This is a genomic window from Alteromonas sp. G4i35, from assembly GCF_054960375.1.
This window is the reverse complement of the sequence record NZ_JBHNZD010000013.1, coordinates 38,722-62,555: the sequence shown is the minus strand read 5'-3', so window position 1 is coordinate 62,555 and position 23,834 is coordinate 38,722. Positions and strand designations below refer to the sequence as shown.

Below are 23,834 nucleotides of genomic sequence, written 5' to 3'. Positions count from 1 at the left end.
TGAGCTGAATTAAGCCGTACCACCCACCGTCAACTCGTCAATTTTAAGCGTAGGCTGACCTACACCCACCGGCACGCTTTGTCCGTCTTTACCACATACACCCACGCCTTTATCTAGAGCAGTGTCGTTGCCAATCATTGAGATTTTTTGCATAACCTCTGGACCGTTACCAATTAAGGTAGCCCCTTTCACCGGTGCGGTAATTTTACCGTTTTCAATTAAGTAGGCTTCCGCGCTAGAAAATACAAATTTTCCTGACGTAATGTCTACTTGTCCGCCAGCAAAGTTCGGCGCGTAAATACCTTTGTCGATAGACGCGATAATTTCCTGCGGATCATGTTGGCCTTCCAACATATAAGTATTCGTCATGCGGGGCATAGGCAAGTGTGCATAGGATTCACGACGACCGTTACCGGTAGGCGCAACGCCCATAAGCTTGGCGTTGTGTTTATCCTGCATATAGCCTTTCAAGATACCATCTTCAATAAGCACGTTATGCGCAGTAGGTGTACCTTCATCGTCTACCGACAACGAGCCACGACGGTCGTTTAACGTGCCGTCATCAACAACCGTCACGCCTTTTGCAGCAACGCGCTGACCAATGCGACCGCTAAATGTTGATGCACCCTTACGATTAAAGTCGCCTTCAAGGCCGTGCCCTACCGCTTCGTGAAGTAATACACCAGGCCAACCGTTACCTAATACTACAGGCATAGCGCCTGCCGGTGACGCCACAGCCTGCATGTTAACGCGTGCCATGTGAAGGGCATCTTCTGCCAACGTCTCGTAATACGGTTTGCCGTTTTCGTCTTGCTTAAAGAACGAGTAGGCATAACGACCACCAGCTCCCGCTGAACCACGTTCACGTCTATCGCCTTGTTCTAGCAATACCGAGCAGTTCAAGCGCACCAGCGGGCGAATATCAGTAGCTAAAGTACCGTCACTGCCAGCAACTAAAATTTCTTCATACACACCGCTTAAGCTCACCACTACCTGATTGGCAGACGGCTCTTGTTTGCGGATATAGGCATCTACTGCTTTTAAAAGCGAAATTTTCTCAGCGTCTTGCATCGCAAGAATAGGGTTATTTTCGCTGTATCGCGCTTGCACTGGTTTTTGCCCAAGCGAAGCAACTTGTTGTGATCCGCCGCTTGGCGCAATGCCACGAGCCGCTTTACACGCTTTGGTCAACGCTTCTTCGCTTATTTCATCTGAATAAGCGAACCCTGTTTTCTCGCCGCTAATTGCACGCACGCCTACGCCGCGCTCTATGTTATAGCTGCCTTCTTTAATAATGCCGTCTTCCAACACCCAGCTTTCGTGCTGGCTTGACTGAAAATATAAATCGGCATAGTCGGTATCGTGACGATGAATAGTCGCTAAAGCACGCTCTAGCTTAGAGATATCTAGCCCTGAGTCAGATAATAAATGACGCTCAACAGATTTAGACAAAGTGACTCCTGAATCGGTTATGTTCGGCAACCGGCATATTCTGTTTAATGGTTTCTCTTTCTGCAATATCTACTTTTGCCGAAACTAACCCTACGTCGGTTTTGCGTTCGGCAAGGGTCTCCCCCCAAGGCGACAGTACAAGACTGTGACCGTATGTTTCACGGCCATTTGCATGCACGCCACTTTGATTTGCAGCTACCACAAAGCACTGCTTTTCAATGGCTCTGGCTTGCAACAACGCATGCCAATGCGCTTCTCCGGTGCGCTGGGTAAAGGCCGCTGGCAACACCAAAATATCGATATCGCCCATTGCAGTAAATAATCCTGGAAAGCGTACATCATAGCACACCGCAAGACCAATGTTGCCTATTGGCGTTTCAACAGTAACCACCTTGCTGCCCGCTTCGGTTGTCGCCGATTCACGATAACTGCCCGTGTTGTCGTTAACTGATACATCGAACATGTGAATTTTTCGGTAGTCTGCCAACACATCACCATTGGGGCCAAACAGCATGCAGGCTGCGGAAAACTTCTCTGGGCTATTGGTTTTCACTGGAAACGTACCCGAAACCAGATAGCACTGATATTGTGCAGCAAGCGCTGACAAACGTCGCTGAATCTCACCTTCGCCCTTTGTTTCTGCCACAGCAAGTTGGCCTTTGTCTTTACCGCCGAAATAAGCAAAACACTCTGGAAGCACAACTAAACTGTTTTTCTCAATCTTTGCCGATGCCATTTCGTTTGCAACGGTGTCGAGATTTTCTTCCACGCTTGGCGCAGATGTCATTTGTAATGCAACTAAATTAACCATCGATCACCTCCATTTTAAGCCTGCGTACGTCATCTTCCGTTAATGGCCTGTCTTGCGGGTTGGCCGGTACAGGCGCATTTTGCGCAGGTAAGCTGATGTCTTTGCTGTTGCGCTCAACTTCGTCGAACTTAGGATCTTTTATGGTGCCTGTAACGCGATAGTTCACATTCGAAATAACTTTCGCAGAGGTCAGCACCTGGTCTATGGCAAGAGCAGCGAGTGCAGTAGGCGGCGTAGCCAAGAAATACACTAAAAACGGTAAGTTCCCGGTTACGTTCGGTGCGAACGATACGTTGTAATTTAATCCACCGGTATTGAGATCGGTGAAGCCCGTGATCTCTATTTCACCAGCGCCGCCGTCAATTTCAGTATCGTCGGTATACGCTTTGCCATCAACAATACTTAACGTGCCGCCCATATCGTCGTAGAAAAAACCCTTAGCAAAAACGTCTCGAAAATCGAGGCTGAGCTTCCGCACTAACGAGTTCAAGCTAAACAGGGTAAAGATACGTGACCCCTTATCACTCAACTCAGTTAGATACCCATCTGAGAGCGACCACTCAACATTACCGTTTAGCTGTTCAAACCCGAAATCCATCGGCGCATTTGGCCAGTTGATATCAAACGCCACATTTGCGCTAGAATCTTTTATACCTGATTCAACACCGTACTCTTTTAGCATCTGCCCAACGTCGGGAGACGTTAATGTTCCGTTTAACGCGCTTTGAATCTCGCCTCCCATGTGCTTCCAATAACCCGTTGCGGTAACGTTAGTTTCATCAGATTTCACTAGAAGCTGGCGAATGGCTAAACCATTCTCTTCCTTCGCGATGTCTAAGGTAATTTCACCTAAATCGATGCCGTGCACGCCACAGGACTGACAATAAAAATAAATGGGCGGTAGCGTATTTGGGTCAATATTGTAGGGCGACTCGCCTTCCTCACTTGGCATAGCACTATTCGTAGCTAACTCAACGCCGCTCTCTGAACCGGTTTTTGTCGCCCCCCCGGCTTGAGCAGGCTTCTCTAGTGATAAATAGTCGGCATTTATCTCAATGCCCTGCTCGTCTAAATCACTATTAATACGAATAGTGGCTCTTGCCTGAGGCGACGCTAAGTCTAGGATCCAATCTTTATTGCGTTCTGTTGCACTGAGCTGCGCATCATTAATACTGTGGCCAGCAAAATTTAGCTTGTCGGCTTTGGCGAATATCCGCGAGGGAGTACCAAACAAATTCGCTTTTTTGCTTTCGTTTGATTGGATACTCGATTGAGCATTTGTTTTTGCAACGGCGGTGCTGGTGTCTTTCCCTTTACCGGAAAGTAACATATTTATAGTGGTAAACCATTCTTGCACATCAGCTTGAGCTAGATTCGCACTGATACTAAAACCTGTACCAATGTTGGCTATATCGCTTTCGCCAAGTGCCAAGTGCGCACGTGAAAACTGCATTTCTTTGTGCGGTAGTACGCCATCAAAACGAATGTTATCACCAAGTGACGCCTCCACATTTGATGCTTTGCTATCGCCTTTACTGGTAATAAGCAGCGGTAAACTGCTGCCCGCTGGCGTATCGAAGGGAGCAGGCAATACACTTTGTGTCGCCGTTAAATCTGCAGTTAAATTGGCAGTATAGTTAAACCCATTGTTTGAAAGCGACAATTGAACTGTAGTGTTCCAATCACTTTCGCCGTCGATGTATTCGGTGAGGTCTGTATTCACATAGTTAGCGAGCGGATGTACATGCCATCGTCCACCTAACTCTACATTTAGGTCGTACGTGTCGCCCTGTCTACCGGATAGCGACAAGCTCACCGGCTGTTTAAGAAACTGCGCCTGAAGCCCACTTGCGTCTATATCGCCATTAACAAATGACACCTCTCCCGATGCCTTATCAAATAGCATATTTGTGGTCGCAACAAAAACGGGGTTATTCGACAAGTGCGCCGTTCCCGATGCCACCACATCTTTGCCTTTAAACGGGATATCAAGCTTTATATCGGCAGATAGAGGCCCGCCAATTTGCACGTCTTCGTTAAGTACTTTGCCTAAAGATTTTTTAAGGGACGAATCCATCATTAACGCGGTTAGCGCGTTACCAGTGCCAGTACCATTGGCATAAATAATCAGGCGAGCATCTGGACTAAAGCTTGGAATGGCAGCCGACATATCACTGATTTTCATACCAGCAAGCGTCGCACTAGGGCTCTCCATCACTAATGCATTATTCACAAAATACAAAGATAGGTCTAAGTTATTAAGTGCCGGCCAGTCTGGCGCAAAAAGAAAATCCCCCTGCTCAATATCGACATACGCCTGAAAAATGCCCGTGTTGTCGTCAAACGGGAAGTCACTCGTGCGACCGTGCCACAGCACGCGCGCATTTGCGATTTCACCTTCTCCTGTAAACGCACGAGTAAGGTATTTATCGGTATTGGCCCCCATTAAAGAAGGGGGAAATAAACTGCTCACCTCATTTAGCGCCAATGGGCTTACATCCACATAAAGCGACATAAACCCTGTCGACGTATTCAGTTTAAACTGCGGGTGAAGAGTAACGGCATCACTATCGAACAGCATATCGCTGCCTTTTACTACCCACTGCTTGTCTTCGCTATCTATCTGCTCTGGGTAAATATAAAACTGAGATTTAAACAGGTTTATATTGACGTCTTTCTTAATTACGCCGTTGGCACTAAGTAAGCTATCCGCACTTTCCAAGTAGATAGCGCCATTATTTTTATACCAGAAAAAGTCTGCGTCTAGCGACGAAAGGCCTGGTACCTTATCTGTTTTGTCCCACTGCAAATCTAGCACTTTAGCCGCTAAAGAAGGCTGGCCGTTGTGCCATTGAATCTGCAACGTGGCCAACTCGCCTTTTGGATTAAGCCCGCGTATTTCTTCTTCACTGGTATCATCCATGAAAAGCGGTAACAGCAGCAGAAAGGGGTTAATTTGCACCGGCTTTACGGTGTTTATCAGCGCATCACCATTTGCACTTATACTGCCAATTAGGTCTGTTGTAAGGGTCTCGTTGCTCGAATTAAGCACCAATTGATCCACTCGGACATTCCAGCCTCCCTGTCTGTTCTCATCGTTAGGCAACGCCTGAAGACTACCTCCGCTGATACCTGTTACCGTTTTCGCGCGGCCACTGCCCCACTCTAAAAGGCTTTCACTAAGCTCGGCTTGTACGCTAGTGACTTCACTTTGAGAAAAGTTAGTCCATACTTCAAAGTTTGCGCGGCTTTGCGCTAGTGGACGCTTGGTTTTGATGAGATCGCTAACCCACGGAGAAATATCGAGCTCTTCTGCTTTGGCGTAAAACACGCCATCAAAGTCTTCCCGCGTTCCCGTGATATCAATGATAAACGACGCCGAGTTAGCCGCTAAATCTGCAACTTTGAGCTGACCTAAACCTTGGTGTCGCTCTTCATGGTTGTTCCACGATAAACTTTCAATATCAAATGAATTGGTTTCATTAAGATGAGTGACAGATACCACCCCGTCTTCTAACGAGAAGCTTTGAAGCTGCTCTAAAAACAGACGCTCTAGTGCATTTACTACAGGGAAGTTATTCTTATCGCCTCCAGAAAGGCGATCGGCGTCAATATCAAGCTTAAGACCACGCAGCTCAAAACGGGTAGATGAGATAAGTTGGTGGCGTAGCGATTCCCAAAAATCTAGCTCGACGTAGATTTGCCTGATATCCAATGCAACAGGGGAAGCATCGTTTTTAGCCAACGACACCGAATTGAGCACAATACTTGGACCATTGCGCTGCCAAACAGCATGCACACTTTGGATGGATAGGTTTACGCCATACTGCTCATTAATATAATTTTCCAACAGGTGTTTGTTGTGCTCAATATGCGGCAGAGCATAGCGTGCAGCGCTTAAAACAAGCGCGAAAAGTACAAGCAATACGGCGAGTAGCAGCCAAAACTTCTTAAGTAGATAAGCGGCTACCGACGAAAAATTTGTCACATTTTGCCTTTGAATACGTTAATGCATTACATCATGACGACGTCGTACTTATCCTGATTGTACAATGTTTCTGTTTGAACCTTGATTTGTTTAGACACAAATACTTCCAGTTCTGCCAGCATATGAGACTCTTCACCCATTAAGGCTTCCGCCACTTTTGGTGAAGCGTAAACCACAAACTTGTCTGCGTCGTAGGCGCGATTCACCCGTACAATTTCACGCATAATTTCAAAGCAAATGGTTTCAATGGTTTTTACCGTGCCTCGCCCTTTACACACCGGGCATTCTCCGCACAATATATGCTCAATGCTTTCACGGGTGCGCTTACGGGTCATTTCAATTAGCCCTAGCGCAGTAAAACCGTGAATATTTATCTTGGCTCTGTCCTTGTTCGTCGCCACCTCTAATGAGTGTAAGACACGTCGTTTATGGTCTGGTTCAATCATATCGATGAAGTCGATAAGGATCATCCCACCCAAGTTGCGCAATCTTAACTGACGGGCAATTGCCTGCGTCGCCTCAATATTGGTGTTAAAAATTGTTTCTTCTAGGTTCCGGTGGCCAACAAAAGCGCCCGTATTAATGTCGATTGTGGTCATCGCTTCGGTTTGATCGATGATCAAATAGCCGCCAGATTTTAAATCGACACGGCGTTCCAAGGCTCGCTGCGCCTCGTTTTCCACATCGTATAAATCAAAAATAGGTCTATCACCCGGGTAGTATTCGAGCTTGCCGTTCATTTCAGGCACGTACTCTTTGGTGAACTGGTGAAGTTCATTGAATGATAGTTTCGAGTCGATACGAATTCTGTCGAGCTCTGTACCAACAAAGTCGCGTAGCACTCGTCGTGCTAGCGGTAAGTCTTCGTAAAGCACGTTCGACTTACGCTTTTTCATACGCGACTGAATTTTATCCCACAGCCTTCGCAAAAATGCTGCGTCGGACTGCAGTTCGTTTTTGCCCACACCTTCAGCCGCAGTACGCAGAATGAAGCCACCGTTTTCATCACAAAACTCTTGCACCAGCGACTTTAAGCGTTCTCTTTCTGCTTCTTCTTCAATGCGTTGAGATACGCCTACGTGAGTGACCGAAGGCATAAATACAAGATAACGGCTGGGGATAGTAATGTCTGTGGTAAGGCGTGCGCCTTTGGTACCGATAGGATCTTTCACTACCTGAACCACAATATCTTGACCGTCTCGCACCAACTCGCGAATGTCTTGCTTTTGAATATGGCTTGCCGAGACTTCTTCAGCAATTTCATTGTGAATGACAATGTCAGATGCATGTAAGAAGGCGGCCTTTTCTAAACCGATATCAACAAATGCTGCCTGCATTCCCGGTAATACACGGCTAACTTTACCGCGATAGATATTGCCAACCAAACCGCGTTTGGTATGACGCTCTACGTGAATTTCTTGCAGTATTCCGTTTTCAATAAGCGCCACCCGTGACTCTGACGGGGTAACGTTAATAAGCAGTTCAGCACTCACGACACAACTCCAAATGCATTAAGTAATTGGCGGGTTTCGTACAGTGGTAGGCCTATTACGGCACTTGCACTGCCGTTAATGGAAACTACAAACTCACCACCAATACCTTGAATAGCGTAACTCCCTGCTTTGTCGGCAGGTTCTCCTGTTTCCCAGTATGCGTCAATTTGCTCATCCGTCAATGCTGCAAAAGTCACAGATGTGGTAATTACTTGAGTCTGTTGCTGAGCGTTATCAAGCACACAAATAGCGGTAAGGACGTCATGAGTTTTACCAGAAAGCATAGTGAGGATGCGCCTAGAATCTGCTTTATCTTCTGGCTTGCCAACACTTTGTCCGTTAAACGATATTAGCGTGTCGCTGGCCAGAATAACCTTGTCGTCGGTCATTGCCTGCTGATCCTCAAGGTATGCTTTCACCGCTTGCGCTTTTTCAATGGCTAACCTTGCGACAAGTTCCATCGGCGTTTCATTTTCGCGTGGCGACTCATCAATGTCGGCAGGTTGTATTGTATGGGCTATGTTCATTTGCGTAAGCAAAGCGGTGCGTCGTGGAGAGGCTGACGCTAACACTACCGATTTTGTCATTGACTTACCTTTGGTTTAATCGAGAAGGTGTTCGAGTTACGAAATTGAAAACTGTCTGCGCGTGCGTCGAAGCAGCCAAAATACCCACGGCCACAACACCATTGACGTTATCACCGGCCACAGGTAATCGACTTGGAAATAAATATCAGTCAGTAGATGCTGCACCCAAAATGTAAGTAAGTGGTATAGCGCCGATAGTAGGCCGATAATAATGGCTTGCTGCCATACAGAATAATTACGCAACCGCTGGTAGTTAGCTGCTAAAACGTATACGCATATACTCAACCCAAGGCTATGAATACCTAAGGTTGTGCCTACCAATACATCCATGGCTACGCCCGTTAAGAAGGCTACACCCACATTCACTCTATGGGGCAACGCCATGCTCCAATATGCTAATACAACCAGCACCCAGTCAGGACGGTACACATCTACTTGAGTGGGCAGTGGAACAATTTGCAGTACCAGAGCAACTAACAGACTAATCCATATAACGAGGTTACGTTTACGCATCTGAAGATTCTTCCTCGTTTACAGCTGGCTTATCAGTGTCGTCAGTTGAGTTAGCATCAGACTCATTTTCTGACTCAGGTGTGTGCCATAACAGCAATAGGTGTCGAAGCCTGTCTAGGTTTGCTAAAGGTGTGACAATAACACGAGCAAAAGGTCGGCTTTCATCTCGGACGACTTGTGACACTCTGGCCACAGGGTAACCTTCTGGAAAGACCTTTCCTAAGCCAGACGAAATTAATGTGTCACCTTCTTGAATATCGACACTATGAGGAACATGCTCTAGATACAGCTCGTTTAGTGCGCCGCTTCCGGTTGCGATAAAGCGAATATCGTTTCGAAGAGATCTCACAGGAATAGCGTGGGTAACGTCGGCAATCAGCAATACACGGCTGTTTGTAGACCCAACTTCCATTACCTGACCCACTATGCCCTTATCATCAATAACTGGCTGAGACAGATATACGCCGTCTATCGCACCCTTGTTGATAACCACCTGCTGGCTATACGGGTTTTTATCCACCGCCATTAACTCAGCAACCATTTTTCGAGAAGAAACCCGAATAGGTGCCTGCAGTAACTCTCTTAATTGTGCATTTTCTTTTGCAATTACATCGAACTGCTGGAGCTTTTCGCTCATTAACAACAGCTGATTATTAAGTTTCTGGTTTTCGGCCAGCAATTGCTCTTGAGAGGTAAGACGCTGGGCACTTTCATTTAGCATTAAACCGGGAAGGTTTGCTAAATACTGAAGTGGGCTCATTAATGAGTTGAGATAAACCCGCGTTGATTTGAAACCGTCTAGCTTATGGTCGACAAATATCAGAATCACCGACAGCACAAGCGCCAGTGTAAGCCTGTTATTTAACGAAGGGCCGCGGGTAAAAATAGTATCCATGATACAAATAAGGCAACCTTACGGTTGCCTTTCCTGTTTATTCGTAGCTAAACAGGTCGCCACCGTGAAGGTCAATCATATCGAATGCCTTACCACCGCCGCGTGCTACACAAGTAAGCGGATCATCAGCAATAACAACTGGAATGCCCGTTTCTTCCATTAGCAATCTATCTAAGTCTTTAAGTAACGCGCCACCACCGGTAAGTACCATACCGCGCTCAGAAATGTCTGAAGCAAGCTCTGGCGGAGACTGTTCTAGCGCCACCATAACGGCTGAAACAATGCCGGTTAGTGGTTCTTGAAGCGCTTCAAGAATTTCGTTTGAGTTTAGCGTGAACCCGCGAGGTACGCCTTCTGCTAGGTTGCGACCGCGCACTTCAATTTCGCGCACTTCTTCACCTGGGTAGGCAGCACCTATTTCATGCTTAATGCGTTCAGCGGTTGCTTCACCAATTAGTGAACCGAAGTTACGACGAATGTAGTTGATAATAGCTTCATCAAACTTGTCACCACCAATACGAACAGATGATGAATAAACTACGCCGTTAAGTGAGATAATGGCAACTTCTGTTGTACCACCACCAATATCGACCACCATTGAACCTGTTGCTTCTGATACAGGTAAACCCGCACCAATAGCAGCCGCCATTGGCTCGTCGATAAGATAAACTTCGCGGGCACCTGCACCCAGTGCAGATTCTTTAATTGCGCGGCGCTCTACTTGTGTTGAACCACAAGGAACACACACTAATACACGAGGACTTGGGCGCAAGAAATTATTGTCATGCACTTGTTTAATAAAGTGCTGAAGCATTTTTTCAGTGACGTAAAAGTCGGCAATAACACCGTCTTTCATCGGACGAATTGCACGTATATTACCCGGCGTACGACCAAGCATTCGCTTAGCTTCTGCACCTACCGCTGCAACACTTTTTGGTCCTGCTGCGCGCTCTTGACGAATAGCTACTACTGAAGGCTCGTTCAGAACAATACCTTGGTCTTTTACATAAATCAGCGTATTAGCTGTTCCGAGGTCGATGGACAGATCGTTAGAGAACATGCCTCGAAGCTTTTTAAACATGAAGAGTGTATTCCTGTTTCTGTGTTAACGCGTATTTGCAAAGGTGAGATGGCGACGCTTTAACGTGAAGTCGATATTTATTCACACACTTTAACAATGGGGGCTATTTTGGGCAAGTAATGCTGTAATTAAGTGACGAAATAACTGCATTTTTGCTTAGTAGTTTTAGCGCTTTACCCATGAAGGGATACCACACACGCGTTTCCAAATAATTTTAAAATTAGACCCACATAGTGACCCTGTGAAAATTAGAAGGTTCAAAAACAATTTGCTAATAATTTACATCTCTTTATGTTGGCGCCACTACGGTGTGCTACGCAACCAGCATTAAGACCAAACCGGATAACCTTCTTTGCTAATTATTAATTTGCTCGCGCTTGTAAATGATATTGTCGTTTCCTCGATACACACCATACGTAAGCGTTGCATTTGGAGGGTTATCAGCTTCACCATCTCCATCCCAATCCCACAATAGCCAAGCATCAGGCGTATAACTAACAGGGTAATTGCCAGCACCGTTTGGTGATGACAGGCGAATTCCGTCACTATTTCTATAGGCTCCTTCACTTAACGACTCTTCCCCCGAAGAAACCAATTCACCAGATTCGTCATTCACATTGTCGTGATCATAAGCCGTACAACTGTCATACTTATTAATCCGCCAATTATTTCCGTCCCAATATTGAGTGCGAAGCGGTAACAAAAGCGCTTCGTCGGCTGCACCGTAGTTATTTATCAACGTTGCACGACCATAGGCGAAGCTGATTGAATCACCAAAATCATCAACGCACTGACCGGAACAAAAAAGTCCATTGAAGTTTGCGCCCTCAATTTGTGCTTGGTCTGCCACCAGTACGACAGCAGCATCGATATATGCCCCATCCAGCGTTGCGCTACCTAAGCGGCTAAATGCAATGTCATTATCAGAGAAAGTAATTTGTCCTGTCGCTCCGCTTTGAGGCCAGCCTATCGAGTTGATATTTTCCAAACGGTTTAGCAAATTACCGTCATGCTCAACCTGCAAACCGAGACTGGTTAGCTTATCAAAACCATCGTAGTAGTTTGTGGTGCGGCTGCCATGTTGGTTAAGTGCGGTTAGCGAGAAGCTTACTTCACTAATAGGTTGTTCAAAGTAATTAAATGCGCCATTGACGTTACACGCTGCTTCAACACTTCCGCTCAAGGCAAAATTAGAAGGTGCGAAACGCCCAACGTTTTGCACCAGCCCTTGCACGGTGGTATCTGACAAATAAGTACTCTGTGCAGCAATGGAAATTGTACCTACCTCATCGTAATTAACACCAACGTTAACTTTACCTTCGTCGCTAAATAAAACACTGGGCACGCTCAATGTACCCGTTGCGCCGCCACTAGGAAGTATATTTAAGGGTGTTAACAACGCGCTACCTGAAAAATGCTCCGCGGTATTATTGTTTTCCAGTGCTGCAAAGTTATCTGGTATTCCATCGTCGTTACTGTCTTCACCATCGACCCACTGTACTGTTCGCAAGCCTAAGACAAAGTCTTCCCCTGTCAGTTTGAGCAGCGAACCATTCGCACTATTCGCGTAACCGTTAAGATTGGAGCTCGTGCCGCTATCATTTAAGATATTCATAGCAAAGCCGAATGGACGCACTTTAAAAGTATTAGAAGAACCTGCAATACCGCTTCGATTAGTTATGTCTGCTGACAACGACAACTCTCCCGCATCTGGGTATTGAATTGTAAAGGCAGCTCGCGAGTCAGCATCAAATTGGATAGGAAAGGTGCGTGGGGTTAGCCCCAGTTGATGTTCATTACCGTTGTTGATAAGCAGTAGGGTGTTAGAACAATTGCTCGAACTAGAACAGTTATAATTTAATTCAACATCGACAATTTGATTTTTTAGCGTGTCAGAATTCCCACATGCTTCGATTGCATAGGTCTTGCTGTTAAAGCCAGTGTCTGAAGGCTTACCAGAAAGCTGAGTAACGATGGTTTCTGAATCATCAGTGATATTCTTAAACACCAGCCCGTCGGATTCATACTTTATTTTACAGCTACCTAAATTCACTTCTTTACCACCGATAAAGCAACGCAATTGAGAAGATGGATTTTCTCCCGAAGTAGCAAGTTCAGGATCTGCGCCTCTAAGGCTATCGAGTGTTAGCGAGGTCTGCCCGATAAACGTTACGCTGTCGTCAGGCGACCATCGATAGTTACCGCTATTAACGGGCACTAAGTTGACTGTAGATGGCTGAGAGTAGAGTAAATCACAGTTGACGTCTGCACAGGCTTTTAGGGTAACTTCTTTCGCGGCGCAGCTGCTACCCTTGTTATCAGCCAGTTCAAAACGATAGTGATTCAGTACTTCAATGACTTCCCGACCGCAGATGCCAGGAATATTGTTTGGCACGTCATTAGCCGTTACCCTCAGAGTAGCAGGTGAGCCAACGCCACCTCCTGCGGTAAAGCGGCCTCTCAATGTGCCTTCAGACACATTGGCAAAGCTTATTTCACCTTTTGCTAAAACCAATGCGTTGGGGTTTGAGCCATCGATGACCACATCTCCATCGACATAAATAGCGAGATAAGCCCCTTCAGCGACAGTGATATTTGCATTCACCATGGTGAACTTTGTAGCCACACCACCTATATTGTCCCCTGGGTCAGAAACATAAATTCGCGTGGGTGCAATTACGTTGTAGTTACCCGCCGCCATGGTTACCAGTTGACGGTTAAAATAATAATCCCCTGCTAAATCCCCTTCTGCTATCTCTGGGCCGCTATCGTCAATGGTAATTGTTGGTATCGCTCTCGCTTGTGAGTCGGTAAGCGCATCTGTGTTGTTCACGGTACAGTCGACAGGGTTCTGTCCGCATTTTGGGTAGTCTGCAGATCCACTTGTAGCGTCGGTGATAAACTGCTGTGCTGACAACACACCTGCATTTTCATCAATCATGCGGCTACCAGCTGCGAGTGAAATTGCGGAACCACTAAAAGCGGCAACCGCGCCAGGAAAGGCGTCATCACAACTAGGAACTTCACCACTAAACACAAACTCTGAAGTCATAGCCAGAATGCTAGCGTCTTCTTCAGTATGGTTGCGCTCAGAGTCTAAGCTTCTATCCTCATCTACACGCAGTCCAAGCCTATTTTTGTTTACGCCGCAGCTGCGAAGCCAACCGCCGTCGCCGCCGTTTCTACTTATTTTACTGGCTGCAACCAAAGGAGTTTGCGCATAGTTGTTTTTAAAGTCATTTCGAAAGCAACCATCGTCCCACCCCTGTATGCGTACGTCGGCAAAATCGGCTTCCCAAACCACTTCAATACCATTGTCATCGAAAAATCTACGATTGAATCCCTCTGTTGTCGCCATGTAAGCTACCGTTTCATTGCGTGTAACTGGCGCATAATCCGTTTCAGACGCTTCCAACGCCATAAAATAAGACGGTGCTTCATACTTTGCTGCAATAGTTAGAAACGGTAACAAATGTTCGTTGGGTGGCTTCTTTCCATTAACGTCAACTTGGTTATTTAACGTTTGAATAGAGTGAAAGAAAACAGGCTGTTCACCAAAATCAGTTTCAAGTGAAACGCGAGCATATCTCGCATTTTCTTCGCCCACCTTCAAGGGGCCGTTAGGTTCATACCAAGGAGAGCTTGTCGATGCCTGAATAGTCCCCCCTCCGAGCTCCATCTTACCGACTTCAACAATATCACCGTCAGGAAATTCATGAACGCCATACGCAATCGCTAAGTAATGTGCTCCCATCGTGATATGCGGACCATCTTCTCCAGAAGGCTCAAGGGGCAAAGCTTCAAAACCTGTGCGGGTAACATTGCGAATTTTGACAATCGCTGGGTTGCTACCTTGATTGGTAGAGAGCATAAACACTGCTGGCGGCTCGTCGTATACCTGTGAAAAGCTAATGGTTGTCCACTCTGCTTTATTGTAGGTGTTTTGAAGCTCGATGAACCTGCCTTCGATTTGAGGAACGGCTTGCACACTTAACGTTTGTATAAACAAGGCACAAATCAAAAAGAGTCGAGCAACAGAATTACAGTTTGTCATTATTCTTCCTGCCTTACTTCAACAAGAACGCGTTTTGAGGTTTCGAGCTGGCCGGTACTGCACTGCGCTTCGGCCCCTAACGCATAAACCCTTATTTCACCAGCGGCAACTTCTGGTTCTTCGACGTTTGTTTCAACGTCACATGAAAGTAATACCGAACAATTCTGTAAATGAGCCGCACTGATATCGACAGGTGGCGCGATAATGTCTAGGCACCCAGGATTATTACCGTTAATTAGCCTAGAAATAGCGACTTCCATCCCACTTTGTGCTGCTAAATAGGCGCGAGCGCCATAATACTCAATGGATTGCTGACGAATGTTCGATGAGATTTGATTGGACAGCGCAATACCAAGACCTAAAAGTACGATACTAATGATAATTGCTACTATTGTGGTTGAGCCTTGCTGGCGCGCAAGAGAACCAGACAATCCAACAGGACGTTGACCTTTAGTATGTTCTTTTAGTTGACGTGTTTTACTATGGCACATTAGGGAAATGCACCTCGTGTACAACCGATATCTGTTCATCGTCACTGCTTTGTAATGTCATTTGCAGTTCGATTAAGCCATTTTGCCGTAACCCTGAGGTGACCACATTCGCACTCCACGAAACCACATTAGTACCAAGGACGCCCGACGTAGCATCTTGCGTCCTAATTAAGCGTTCACCTTGAACGGTAGATGTTCTACAAACGGTTACTTGCGCTTCAGGAATAAAGAAGCGTTTTCCTGGTGAAGATTGTGTATTGGGGGCACTGAGTGTGAGGTCATATTGATTATCGCTAGTGGGATCGGAAGCGGCGTCTGCAATGACATCTATTATTCGCCCGTTATCATTCACGCTCTGCGGGTTTGTTGGGTATATAACAAGAGTATCGTCCTTACTCAACTGACTATTGAACACGACTACGTGCATAGGATTATTAAACGCGTCGCCCACATAGGTGCCACTTTCCTTAATTGGGTAGTAAGAAAGACACCCCAAACTCGAATCGAATGACACAGAATTTGGCACCACATTACGCAGTTCTTTTTCGAGCCGCAAAATAATAAAGCGCGCATCTGAAACAAGGCGGTTACGCTCTGCGCCGGTTATATAGATTTGTGCACTTAAAGAAATCACTTGAGCTACAGATACGCTTATCACACCTAAAATAGTGATCACTAAAATAAGTTCTATTAATGTAAAACCATGTTGTCGCTGTGCTTGTCGTGGAGACATTAATAGCTCCCTCGATAAGCGCTAAAATTGTAAACTTGGCCGTCTGGTGCCGTAACTGCGATGTCAATACGTTTAAACATTAGGCCGTCTGTTGGCGTACTGTCGTTTAGGTCACTGTCGTAATCTACCGTTACGGTAAAACCAAAACTGCTATAGTTTCCGCCCACATCGTTAACTGTGTACCCGTTGTAATCGTCTACATCGTCGTAGTCGTCTTCGCTCGCTTCTTCTGGGCCAAGTGTTGTTGAGCAATTTCCTTTGGCATTACAGGTTTCAAATGGCGGGCTTCTGTCGCTATTTTCATCATAAGAGCGACTAAGAATGTCATTCATTAAAGACTGCCCTAATTTCGCCGCTTTCACCTGACGAAACGGCTCTGCGGTTTGTTCAGCTTGCGGGACAATAAGCGACAGTACTACGGTTAGGCTAATCGTAAATACAACAATACCAATAACTAACTCTAATAAAGTAAAGCCTTCACTGTGTTTTCTACACGTAGGAAACATTGCGCTAGCACGCATAAACGGCTCCCTCACTTTGTAAACACATAGCAAAGGTACTTATTTGAATTTTGCAATCTGTTGAACAGGCAATGTTTCGCGGCCTGCCGAACCCATCAAACTGGATTTGAGAAAAGCTATTGCCGTTTTCATCGGCCGTTTGAAAAGTAAAGTCGGTGCTTGATGCATCGACTACCTGATCGGCATCAAAAGCGGTAGAAAGGGCGTTCGTACAATCGTGGCCAGCGGGAGGGGCAATGATTGTGGCGGTTATTTTCACACAGCTAGTGTCTTGCACATTTTGCATAGCACGAAACTGAATGTTACGAACGACTTGAAGTGTGCGATCGCGAAGGGCGATAGCTTCTTCCGTATCGTTACCAAGAAAGCGAGGTGCGGCGGTTACCGCCAGCACCCCAATAACCAATATGGTTATGATAAGTTCTACTAATGTAAAACCGGTTTTCTTCACATTACTGAACGCAAGTTGTCACGTTTATGGTAGGACGTTCACCCTCTCCCGTAGAATTGGTGTATGTAATCGTACAAGGTGCATTCGCCGCTGACGGAGGAGTAGTGCTGTATCCGGTATAACCCGAGTAGTAAATCAAAATTACTGCTGGATCTGAACCCGCCACATCAGCGGTCAGGTAATCGCCACCGTCATTAATGTCTGCATCTAGCAAATTAGTGAGATTGGTCGCTGCAGATGCGTCCGGGTACCCGTATACCGTATTAACGCTTGAGCTGCCCACATCTACTGAACCAGTCTCCGCACTTGCTTGGCCATTGATTAAAGCCTTTCCGTAGACAACAGACGCTGCAGACTCAATTGATCCGGCAATTCCCTGTAATACAGAGTCACGCGCATCATCTTGAAGGTTCAAAAACTTAGGTGCTGCGGTTACCGCTAGAATACCCAGCAGCACGATAACAATGATTAACTCGATTAGGGTAAAACCCTGTTGTGTTGATACTTTTTGCATAATTAAACTTCCTAGGTATTAATTAAAAAACAGTAACCTGGCCAGTGGCTGGGTTGTAAGTGAAACCGTCGTACGTTGCACCATCTGGCGTTCCGTCTGCCGGTGCTGAGCTATTAGGTAAGCCCATAGATTCAACTAAGTAGTAAACACAAAGTGTATTTGCACCTGAGTCGTCCTCACGAACGGCATATCTGAAATCAGCAACAACGGTGTCGTTCGTCGACGTTGTGTTTGTTGGTGCTGACTGAAGAATTAGGTCAAATACGTTTTTGCATTCAGTGTCGTTAACGGTAGAAATAAGTGTGTTGCCTGTAGAGCTTCCCGTTGGGTAACCAATGGTGCCGTCTACCCCTACTTGCGTTTGATCGTAAGTGATTACAGTGCCGTTCCCATTTCCATTGTTTCCGCTCGGACGGCCTTCAACTTCCCACTGCGCTCTTACAAGACCTACTGCTGCGGCAAAACCACCAGCAACACCTTCAACACTTGCTTCACGAGCTTCATCAGTAACATCAATAAAGCGTGGTAATGCTGTGGCCGCAAGCAACCCTAGAATGATTACAACAATTATCAGCTCGATTAGCGTAAAGCCTTGTTGCTTGGTTTTCATAACATCTCCTTGATGATGATAAGGCGAATCGTGCCGCCGTTTAATCAACTGTTTCTTTGCCTGACAACGCCGCTACCAGCGTTATATTCAAACCAAATCTCTCTTCCCCAAAAGAAAGCACATTGTAAGTAACCGTTTGCATAATGGTCGCTTACAGACACTGTTGACAGCGCTTCACCTTCTCTTAAGGTTGCAAGAGTCAGCATGTATTCGCACGCATTCCCCTGTTCTTTTTTAAGTCCTTCGGGCCAGCCTTTTTCATTAATGTATAGCTCTGCCGCCACATCTTTGTGTTGTTTAACTTTGCCACCAGCGTCAAACTCAGTTTCGTAAATAAGCACAGTATCTTGCTTAGTCTTTATCCACTGTGCCCTGGCTAACATCACCACTCGCTGAAACTGTGCGACCGCGTTCTCTTTGTTAACCTTTTCCGCTTCATCAATAATTGGTGTCGCGTAAAACACGTATGTTGTCCCAATAACAGCAAGCAATACGCCTATAACAACAAAATTAAGTAACCCCGTTTTGGTGCTTGCCACGCTTTTCCCCGTTTATAAAGCGCTTTATCAGCCGCCTTTCACCGCCGACATCATGTTCCACATTGGCGTAAATATGCCAAGCGCCAGGATCAATACCATTACCGCAACAAAACCAATCAAAATAGGTTCGATTTTGGCCGTTAAACTTTTCAAGTCGAAGTCAACTTCACGTTCGTAATAGTCAGCACTTTCTTCTAACAACGGTTCTAGCCGCCCAGTCTCCTCACCTACTGCAATCATCTGTAGTACAAGTGTAGAAAACAGTTCGCTATTTTTCGAAACTCTAAGCAAACTTTCGCCTTTTTCGATCCCTTGCCGCATTTCTTTAATGCGCTTTCGCATGTGCGCGTTATCAACGGCGTCGGCAGTAAGTGAAAGTCCTGCGGTTAAAGGCACGCCGGCACGCAAGATCATTGAAAAACTTCGGCTATATCTTGAAAGTAATGATCGCTCAATAATGCTGCCCACGATAGGCAACTTTAGTTTAAATTTGTCCCATTTGAGTCGTCCATTAGTCGAATTAACGTATTGTTTAACAGCGAAAATCCCTCCCACAATCACAAAAATTAGCAGCCACCAATAGTTCACAAAGAAATTGGAAGTTCCAATTAACACGCGGGTCATAATTGGAAGTTCGGTGTCAAAGCGCTCAAACATTTGGGTGAACACTGGCACAACAAATAGATTCAAAATAAACATGGCAATTGCTAGCGCAATTAACACAAAAGTGGGATAGCGCAGCGCCGATTTGATGCGCTTGCGGGTTTCTTGCTCGCGTTCGAAATAGAGGGCAAGCTGTAAGAATACGTCGTCTAATTTACCGGTATTTTCACCTACCACCACCACGGATATGGTAAGCCTCGTAAACACCTTTTCATATTTAGCCATGGAAGAAGACAGGCTTCGTCCCTGCTCTAACTGGTCTGCAATATCTTTCAAAATCTCTTGAAAGCGTTTATGCGAAGCATTTTCGCTTAGGCCTTTAATGGCGCGAATAATGGGGATACCGGCTTTTAGCAATGAGTACATTTGGCGAGAGAAAATGATCATTTCATCCAGTCCCACCTTTTGTTGAAATAAACGCGTGATATCGAAGCCGTATCCTTCATTTTCTGCACTGCGTTTTTTTGATTCAACAATGGTAAGAGGCACAATGTTTTGTGACAGCAAGGCTTGTGCTGCGGCTTGCGCTGACGCGGCTTCTATAATTCCTTTTTGCGGCCCGCCTTGCGTTGACTTACCTGCGTACTTGAACTGTGGCATTAGTGATTCACCACTTCAGGAACAAATTCAGCGACTTTGAACACTTCATCTAAAGAAGTTTTGCCCTGAGCTGCGTAGTCCAGCGCCATGTGAGATAAAGGAACAAAGTCTTTATTCGCCTTAGTCGCATCTACGAAGCCCTGCGTGTCGTCTTCACGCAAGGCCTCCATCATGTCCTCGTTCATTTCCAGAAATTCAAAAACGCCTATCCGGCCTTTGTATCCTGTGTGATTACAGCTGTTGCACCCGCGCCCTTTGTAGAAGGTGGCAGCGGCTAATTCAGGTTTCAAGAAGCCAACCCACGCTTGTTCTTGGGCGGTTGCAGGCTTTTCTTCTTTACAGTTTTCACACACCCTACGAACCAGACGCTGTGCAAGCACTCCTCGTAATGAAGTGGCAACCAAATACGGCGCCGCGCCCATATCGATAAGGCGAATAGCGCTGGTTACTGAGTCGTTGGTGTGAAGCGTACTTAATACCAAGTGGCCGGTTAATGCACCTCGAAGACCAATCTCTACGGTTTCTTGGTCACGCATTTCCCCCACCATGATAATGTCGGGGTCTTGACGTAACGTAGTGCGAAGAATGGCGGCAAAGTCCAGCCCAATTTTGGCATTAACCTGAACTTGGTTGATTCGCGGTAGACGGTATTCAATGGGGTCTTCAGCCGTTATGATTTTAAGGTCAGGCTTATTGAGTTCGCTAAGTGCCCCATACAGAGTCGTAGTTTTACCGGAACCCGTAGGCCCCGTTACCAGGATCATACCGTGGGGACGATTAATGGCAGCTCTAAATTTCTCTGCCATAGCATCGGGCATACCGGTTTGGTCTAGCGTTAGTAGGCCAGCAGACTGGTCTAATAAACGCATAACTACCGCTTCTCCGTTGGCCACTGGCATGGTCGACACACGCACATCTAAGGTGTGTCCTTTTACTTTAATATTAAATCGCCCGTCTTGTGGAATACGCTTTTCAGAGATATCTAAGCCAGACATGAGTTTGAGTCGTAGTACCAGCGCCGACGCTATTTTCACTTGGTTGAGCGTGTTTTCTTGCAAAACGCCGTCGACACGTTGACGAATGCGCAGGATTTTTTCATCGGGCTCGATGTGAATATCTGATGCCCTAACTTGAACGGCATCTTCAAATATGGAGTGAAGTAGCTTAACGACCGTGGCATCCGAGGTGGTGTCATCAAGGGCTGACAACTCAAAATCAGCCTCGTCTGCATACTCTTCACCTAGTTTTTCAGCAAACGACGCGATGTCCTGGGTACGGCGGTAAACAGAATCAAATGCCTCTAGCATTTGGTTCTCTTGCACGATAGCCAGCTCAACGGTTCGAGGAGCGACTAACGGGCCGAGTTGGTCTAAGCCTCCCAAGTCCGTTGGGTCGCTCATGCCCAGCAGCACTTCATCGTCGTCCGCTTCTAACACCAAGGCACGATAGCGACGTGCGTAAGTCTCTGGGATAAGCTGAGCTTGCTCTGGGTCTATACGGCGCTGTGTTATATCCAAGAAAGGAATATTTAGCTGCTGTGCCAAGAAGCGAAGAAGCTGGGGTTCGCCGATAAAGCCCAAATCGATAAGTGTATCCCCCAGTTTGCGCCCTGACGTTCGCTGCGCCGCAAGCGCATTGTCAAGCTGCTCACTGGAGATAATGTTTTCGTGAACGAGTAAGTCGCCAAGGCGCATCTTTAATCGAGGTCGCATTAAGGCTGCTCCTGTAAATCAGTTAGACGCGAGTTTGCATATTGTGCAGATGCAGAGGAAAGCCCGCCAATGGCGAGTGCTCTGGAATAAGATGATATCGCCAGGCGCTCATCTGCCAATGCGTCATAATTCACCCCTAGTGCCAACCACCATTTCGCATTATTAGGCTGTAGCGATGTCATAGCGCTGAATGCTGATATCGCTTGATCTGACTTATTGATGGTTTGAGCAGAGGTGCCCTTTAAAATTAGATAGTCGGCACGGCCTTCGGCTAACGCTTTAGCATCCAAGCTATCAGGCATCAAATTCAATACTTCTTCGAAGCGACTTTCCTGCACCAAAATTTTGGCTATTAGCTCACGCCAAATTAATTCGCTAGGCGAGATCACAATACCCTCTGAAAGTACCTGCAGTGCCTGTAAATTATTGTTTTGTCCAAAATAAAGTGCAGCCAGCTGCTTGCGCGCCTCGTCATTTTGTGGAAAGGTTGCCAGTGCTAGCGTGAAGCTTTTTTGAGCTTCATCAAAAATGCCAAAGTTATACGCTTTAAGTCCTGCTTCTAAATGCACAGCACTTTGTTGTTCAGGTGACTTAGGTGCTACCTCAACTACAGGCTCTCTGGTTATGATATTTTTGGGTTTAGGCTCTGCGGCCTTCGAGCTTGAGGGTTGTGTTTTGCTAACCGCAGACAGTTCTGATTGAGGGCTACTGGCGTTTGCGCTGTTATTGACGCTTGACGCATTCACATCATCAGCTGTGCTGGTTGCTGATACCGTAGTTGTAACCCTTTTTCTGTATTGAGCTTCATCATCTTCAAGGGACTCATCAACGGTATTGAAAACAAGCTCAGCCACATCTGACGCACGGTTTTGTAGCGCCATATCACTTTCAGATAACGGGGTTGATTGCATTCCTTGTGACGGCGCATTTATATCTGCTGTGCTATCGGCAACACGCTCTGATATTGTACTTTCAGCAGGCGGGTTGTTAACGCTCGGGGCACTTGAAACGGCCGTTGTGCTTAATCCATCTTCATTTTTTTCGCGATGGGAAGTACCAGATAAAAGTGAAATTCCTAACCACACTGCAAACACCAAAACGGCGATGACCATGAGCGCTTTTGGCCACACTGGGCGTTGACTGACGTCAACGGTTGGCGGCAAACCAAAGTCTTCACTTTTATTGCGTTCATCCAGTGACTTTAAGGTGTCATTCAAAATACTCATATGCCACCTGCGCCGTATACATGTAGTACACTTGCAACTGCCACCACAGCAAGCGACAAAATAACAAGACTCTGCCTTGGGACAAGTCGGCGTTTACAGTCATGTGTATCGAAAACGGCGCTTAGGGTATGTGACCAGGTCGCCGACGCCTTGCCTTGACCATATGCGCGCAAAAGAATCTTATGACAAACTATGTTAACCAAGCGAGGCGTACCCTTGGTAACCAACGCTATAAATGCGCGCAGTCCTCTAGATATCAACTGCTCGTTACCACCTGCTGTCGTCAACCGGTGACCAATGTAGTAATCGACTTCGGCTGACGTCATTGTGCGTAAAGTGTAGGAAAAACTTATGCGCTGGCGGATTTGTCTTACTTTAGCGTTTGCCAGGTTGTCATCAAGTTCAGGCTGTCCAAACAAGACAATTTGAAGCAGCTTACTTTTTTCCGTTTCCAAATTGCTAAAAAGACGCAGCATCTCAAGAGCATCCCAACTCAGCGACTGCGCTTCGTCAATGATTAGTACCGCTTGTCGCCCCTCTTTTTTAAGGGATAATAGCTTTGTCTCTATTGCATTATGCAAGCCTTGATTATCACTATTTCCTTCCGTAACAATACCTAACTCTCTCGCAAATGCTTGGCGTAATTCATCAGGCGAAAGGTATGGATTGGGTAAATAGCAGGCTACAAATTTATCAGACAGATGATTAATTAATTTACGGCATAACAATGTCTTACCTGTACCGACTTCACCGGTTACTTTTATAAAGCCTTCAGACATACTCAATGCTGATAAAATGACTTTTAACGCTTCATTGTGTGGCGCAAGCGCACAAAAGAAATCCGTATTCGGGGTAAGCGAAAACGGCATATCTGTGAAGTGAAAAAAGCCCTGATACATA

20 protein-coding genes are annotated in these 23,834 nt (G+C 46.1%); all 20 read right to left on the bottom strand.

Going from position 1 to position 23,834, the window contains the following annotated elements:
- Nucleotides 1-9: 9 nt before the first annotated feature.
- A complete protein-coding gene (tldD, locus tag ACFI6L_RS09980; RefSeq protein WP_039217280.1) occupies nucleotides 10-1,452 on the bottom strand; it encodes a metalloprotease TldD in 1,443 nt (480 codons plus the stop codon).
- A complete protein-coding gene (locus ACFI6L_RS09975; protein WP_049588411.1) occupies nucleotides 1,445-2,263 on the bottom strand; it encodes a carbon-nitrogen hydrolase family protein in 819 nt (272 codons plus the stop codon). Before ACFI6L_RS09975 ends, tldD begins: the two co-directional genes overlap by 8 nt.
- Nucleotides 2,256-6,251 carry a YhdP family protein gene (locus ACFI6L_RS09970; RefSeq protein ID WP_462573913.1) on the bottom strand — a complete coding sequence of 1,332 codons (3,996 nt, stop codon included), beginning with the start codon at nucleotides 6,249-6,251 and terminating at the stop codon, nucleotides 2,256-2,258. Before ACFI6L_RS09970 ends, ACFI6L_RS09975 begins: the two co-directional genes overlap by 8 nt.
- A 26-nt stretch (nucleotides 6,252-6,277) precedes the next feature.
- On the bottom strand, nucleotides 6,278-7,744 hold the full coding sequence (rng, locus tag ACFI6L_RS09965) for a ribonuclease G (RefSeq protein ID WP_014947913.1): 1,467 nt from the start codon (nucleotides 7,742-7,744) through the stop codon (nucleotides 6,278-6,280).
- Nucleotides 7,741-8,331, bottom strand: coding sequence for a Maf family protein (locus ACFI6L_RS09960; protein ID WP_462573912.1), 591 nt, complete (start codon nucleotides 8,329-8,331; stop codon nucleotides 7,741-7,743). The genes rng and ACFI6L_RS09960 overlap by 4 nt, the downstream gene beginning before the upstream one ends.
- Before the next feature lie 36 nt (nucleotides 8,332-8,367).
- Nucleotides 8,368-8,844 (bottom strand): rod shape-determining protein MreD, encoded by a 477-nt coding sequence (mreD, locus tag ACFI6L_RS09955; RefSeq protein ID WP_014978011.1) that lies wholly within the window; start codon nucleotides 8,842-8,844, stop codon nucleotides 8,368-8,370.
- The gene (gene mreC, locus ACFI6L_RS09950) at nucleotides 8,837-9,739 is read right to left on the bottom strand and encodes a rod shape-determining protein MreC (RefSeq protein ID WP_014978010.1); all 903 of its coding nucleotides are present in this window, start codon (nucleotides 9,737-9,739) and stop codon (nucleotides 8,837-8,839) included. The genes mreD and mreC overlap by 8 nt, the downstream gene beginning before the upstream one ends.
- A 37-nt stretch (nucleotides 9,740-9,776) precedes the next feature.
- On the bottom strand, nucleotides 9,777-10,820 hold the full coding sequence (locus ACFI6L_RS09945) for a rod shape-determining protein (protein WP_014947909.1): 1,044 nt from the start codon (nucleotides 10,818-10,820) through the stop codon (nucleotides 9,777-9,779).
- A gap of 355 nt (nucleotides 10,821-11,175) precedes the next feature.
- Nucleotides 11,176-14,874 carry a DUF6701 domain-containing protein gene (locus tag ACFI6L_RS09940; protein ID WP_462573909.1) on the bottom strand — a complete coding sequence of 1,233 codons (3,699 nt, stop codon included), beginning with the start codon at nucleotides 14,872-14,874 and terminating at the stop codon, nucleotides 11,176-11,178.
- The gene (locus ACFI6L_RS09935; protein WP_462573908.1) at nucleotides 14,874-15,365 is read right to left on the bottom strand and encodes a pilus assembly PilX family protein; all 492 of its coding nucleotides are present in this window, start codon (nucleotides 15,363-15,365) and stop codon (nucleotides 14,874-14,876) included. Before ACFI6L_RS09935 ends, ACFI6L_RS09940 begins: the two co-directional genes overlap by 1 nt.
- Nucleotides 15,355-16,098 carry a prepilin-type N-terminal cleavage/methylation domain-containing protein gene (locus ACFI6L_RS09930; RefSeq protein ID WP_462573907.1) on the bottom strand — a complete coding sequence of 248 codons (744 nt, stop codon included), beginning with the start codon at nucleotides 16,096-16,098 and terminating at the stop codon, nucleotides 15,355-15,357. Before ACFI6L_RS09930 ends, ACFI6L_RS09935 begins: the two co-directional genes overlap by 11 nt.
- Entirely contained in the window at nucleotides 16,098-16,619 is a 522-nt protein-coding gene (locus tag ACFI6L_RS09925; RefSeq protein WP_462573906.1) for a prepilin-type N-terminal cleavage/methylation domain-containing protein, read from the bottom strand. Before ACFI6L_RS09925 ends, ACFI6L_RS09930 begins: the two co-directional genes overlap by 1 nt.
- A complete protein-coding gene (locus ACFI6L_RS09920) occupies nucleotides 16,609-17,070 on the bottom strand; it encodes a type II secretion system protein (protein ID WP_049588421.1) in 462 nt (153 codons plus the stop codon). The genes ACFI6L_RS09925 and ACFI6L_RS09920 overlap by 11 nt, the downstream gene beginning before the upstream one ends.
- Nucleotide 17,071: 1 nt before the next feature.
- On the bottom strand, nucleotides 17,072-17,584 hold the full coding sequence (locus tag ACFI6L_RS09915; protein ID WP_049588423.1) for a type II secretion system protein: 513 nt from the start codon (nucleotides 17,582-17,584) through the stop codon (nucleotides 17,072-17,074).
- Nucleotides 17,585-17,606: 22 nt separating this feature from the next.
- Nucleotides 17,607-18,194, bottom strand: a complete 588-nt coding sequence (locus ACFI6L_RS09910; protein ID WP_049588424.1) for a prepilin-type N-terminal cleavage/methylation domain-containing protein — start codon at nucleotides 18,192-18,194, stop codon at nucleotides 17,607-17,609.
- Nucleotides 18,195-18,238: 44 nt separating this feature from the next.
- The gene (locus ACFI6L_RS09905) at nucleotides 18,239-18,733 is read right to left on the bottom strand and encodes a hypothetical protein (protein WP_049588426.1); all 495 of its coding nucleotides are present in this window, start codon (nucleotides 18,731-18,733) and stop codon (nucleotides 18,239-18,241) included.
- 27 nt (nucleotides 18,734-18,760) lie between these two features.
- Entirely contained in the window at nucleotides 18,761-19,996 is a 1,236-nt protein-coding gene (locus tag ACFI6L_RS09900; RefSeq protein WP_462573905.1) for a type II secretion system F family protein, read from the bottom strand.
- Nucleotides 19,996-21,708 carry a GspE/PulE family protein gene (locus tag ACFI6L_RS09895; RefSeq protein WP_462573904.1) on the bottom strand — a complete coding sequence of 571 codons (1,713 nt, stop codon included), beginning with the start codon at nucleotides 21,706-21,708 and terminating at the stop codon, nucleotides 19,996-19,998. Before ACFI6L_RS09895 ends, ACFI6L_RS09900 begins: the two co-directional genes overlap by 1 nt.
- Nucleotides 21,708-22,934 carry a tetratricopeptide repeat protein gene (locus tag ACFI6L_RS09890; RefSeq protein WP_462573903.1) on the bottom strand — a complete coding sequence of 409 codons (1,227 nt, stop codon included), beginning with the start codon at nucleotides 22,932-22,934 and terminating at the stop codon, nucleotides 21,708-21,710. Before ACFI6L_RS09890 ends, ACFI6L_RS09895 begins: the two co-directional genes overlap by 1 nt.
- Nucleotides 22,931-23,833, bottom strand: a complete 903-nt coding sequence (locus ACFI6L_RS09885; RefSeq protein ID WP_462573902.1) for an ExeA family protein — start codon at nucleotides 23,831-23,833, stop codon at nucleotides 22,931-22,933. Before ACFI6L_RS09885 ends, ACFI6L_RS09890 begins: the two co-directional genes overlap by 4 nt.
- Nucleotide 23,834: the final 1 nt, after the last annotated feature.

Coding starts and splice junctions, on each gene's coding strand:
- mreC (WP_014978010.1), bottom strand. CDS start 9,739: ATGGATACTATTTTTACCCGCGGCCCTTCGTTAAATAACAGGCTTACA.
- ACFI6L_RS09900 (WP_462573905.1), bottom strand. CDS start 19,996: ATGCCACAGTTCAAGTACGCAGGTAAGTCAACGCAAGGCGGGCCGCAA.
- ACFI6L_RS09910 (WP_049588424.1), bottom strand. CDS start 18,194: ATGAAAACCAAGCAACAAGGCTTTACGCTAATCGAGCTGATAATTGTT.
- ACFI6L_RS09895 (WP_462573904.1), bottom strand. CDS start 21,708: ATGCGACCTCGATTAAAGATGCGCCTTGGCGACTTACTCGTTCACGAA.
- ACFI6L_RS09935 (WP_462573908.1), bottom strand. CDS start 15,365: ATGTGCCATAGTAAAACACGTCAACTAAAAGAACATACTAAAGGTCAA.
- ACFI6L_RS09890 (WP_462573903.1), bottom strand. CDS start 22,934: ATGAGTATTTTGAATGACACCTTAAAGTCACTGGATGAACGCAATAAA.
- ACFI6L_RS09960 (WP_462573912.1), bottom strand. CDS start 8,331: ATGACAAAATCGGTAGTGTTAGCGTCAGCCTCTCCACGACGCACCGCT.
- ACFI6L_RS09930 (WP_462573907.1), bottom strand. CDS start 16,098: ATGTCTCCACGACAAGCACAGCGACAACATGGTTTTACATTAATAGAA.
- ACFI6L_RS09925 (WP_462573906.1), bottom strand. CDS start 16,619: ATGCGTGCTAGCGCAATGTTTCCTACGTGTAGAAAACACAGTGAAGGC.
- ACFI6L_RS09885 (WP_462573902.1), bottom strand. CDS start 23,833: ATGTATCAGGGCTTTTTTCACTTCACAGATATGCCGTTTTCGCTTACC.
- mreD (WP_014978011.1), bottom strand. CDS start 8,844: ATGCGTAAACGTAACCTCGTTATATGGATTAGTCTGTTAGTTGCTCTG.
- ACFI6L_RS09940 (WP_462573909.1), bottom strand. CDS start 14,874: ATGACAAACTGTAATTCTGTTGCTCGACTCTTTTTGATTTGTGCCTTG.
- ACFI6L_RS09945 (WP_014947909.1), bottom strand. CDS start 10,820: ATGTTTAAAAAGCTTCGAGGCATGTTCTCTAACGATCTGTCCATCGAC.
- ACFI6L_RS09915 (WP_049588423.1), bottom strand. CDS start 17,584: ATGCAAAAAGTATCAACACAACAGGGTTTTACCCTAATCGAGTTAATC.
- ACFI6L_RS09975 (WP_049588411.1), bottom strand. CDS start 2,263: ATGGTTAATTTAGTTGCATTACAAATGACATCTGCGCCAAGCGTGGAA.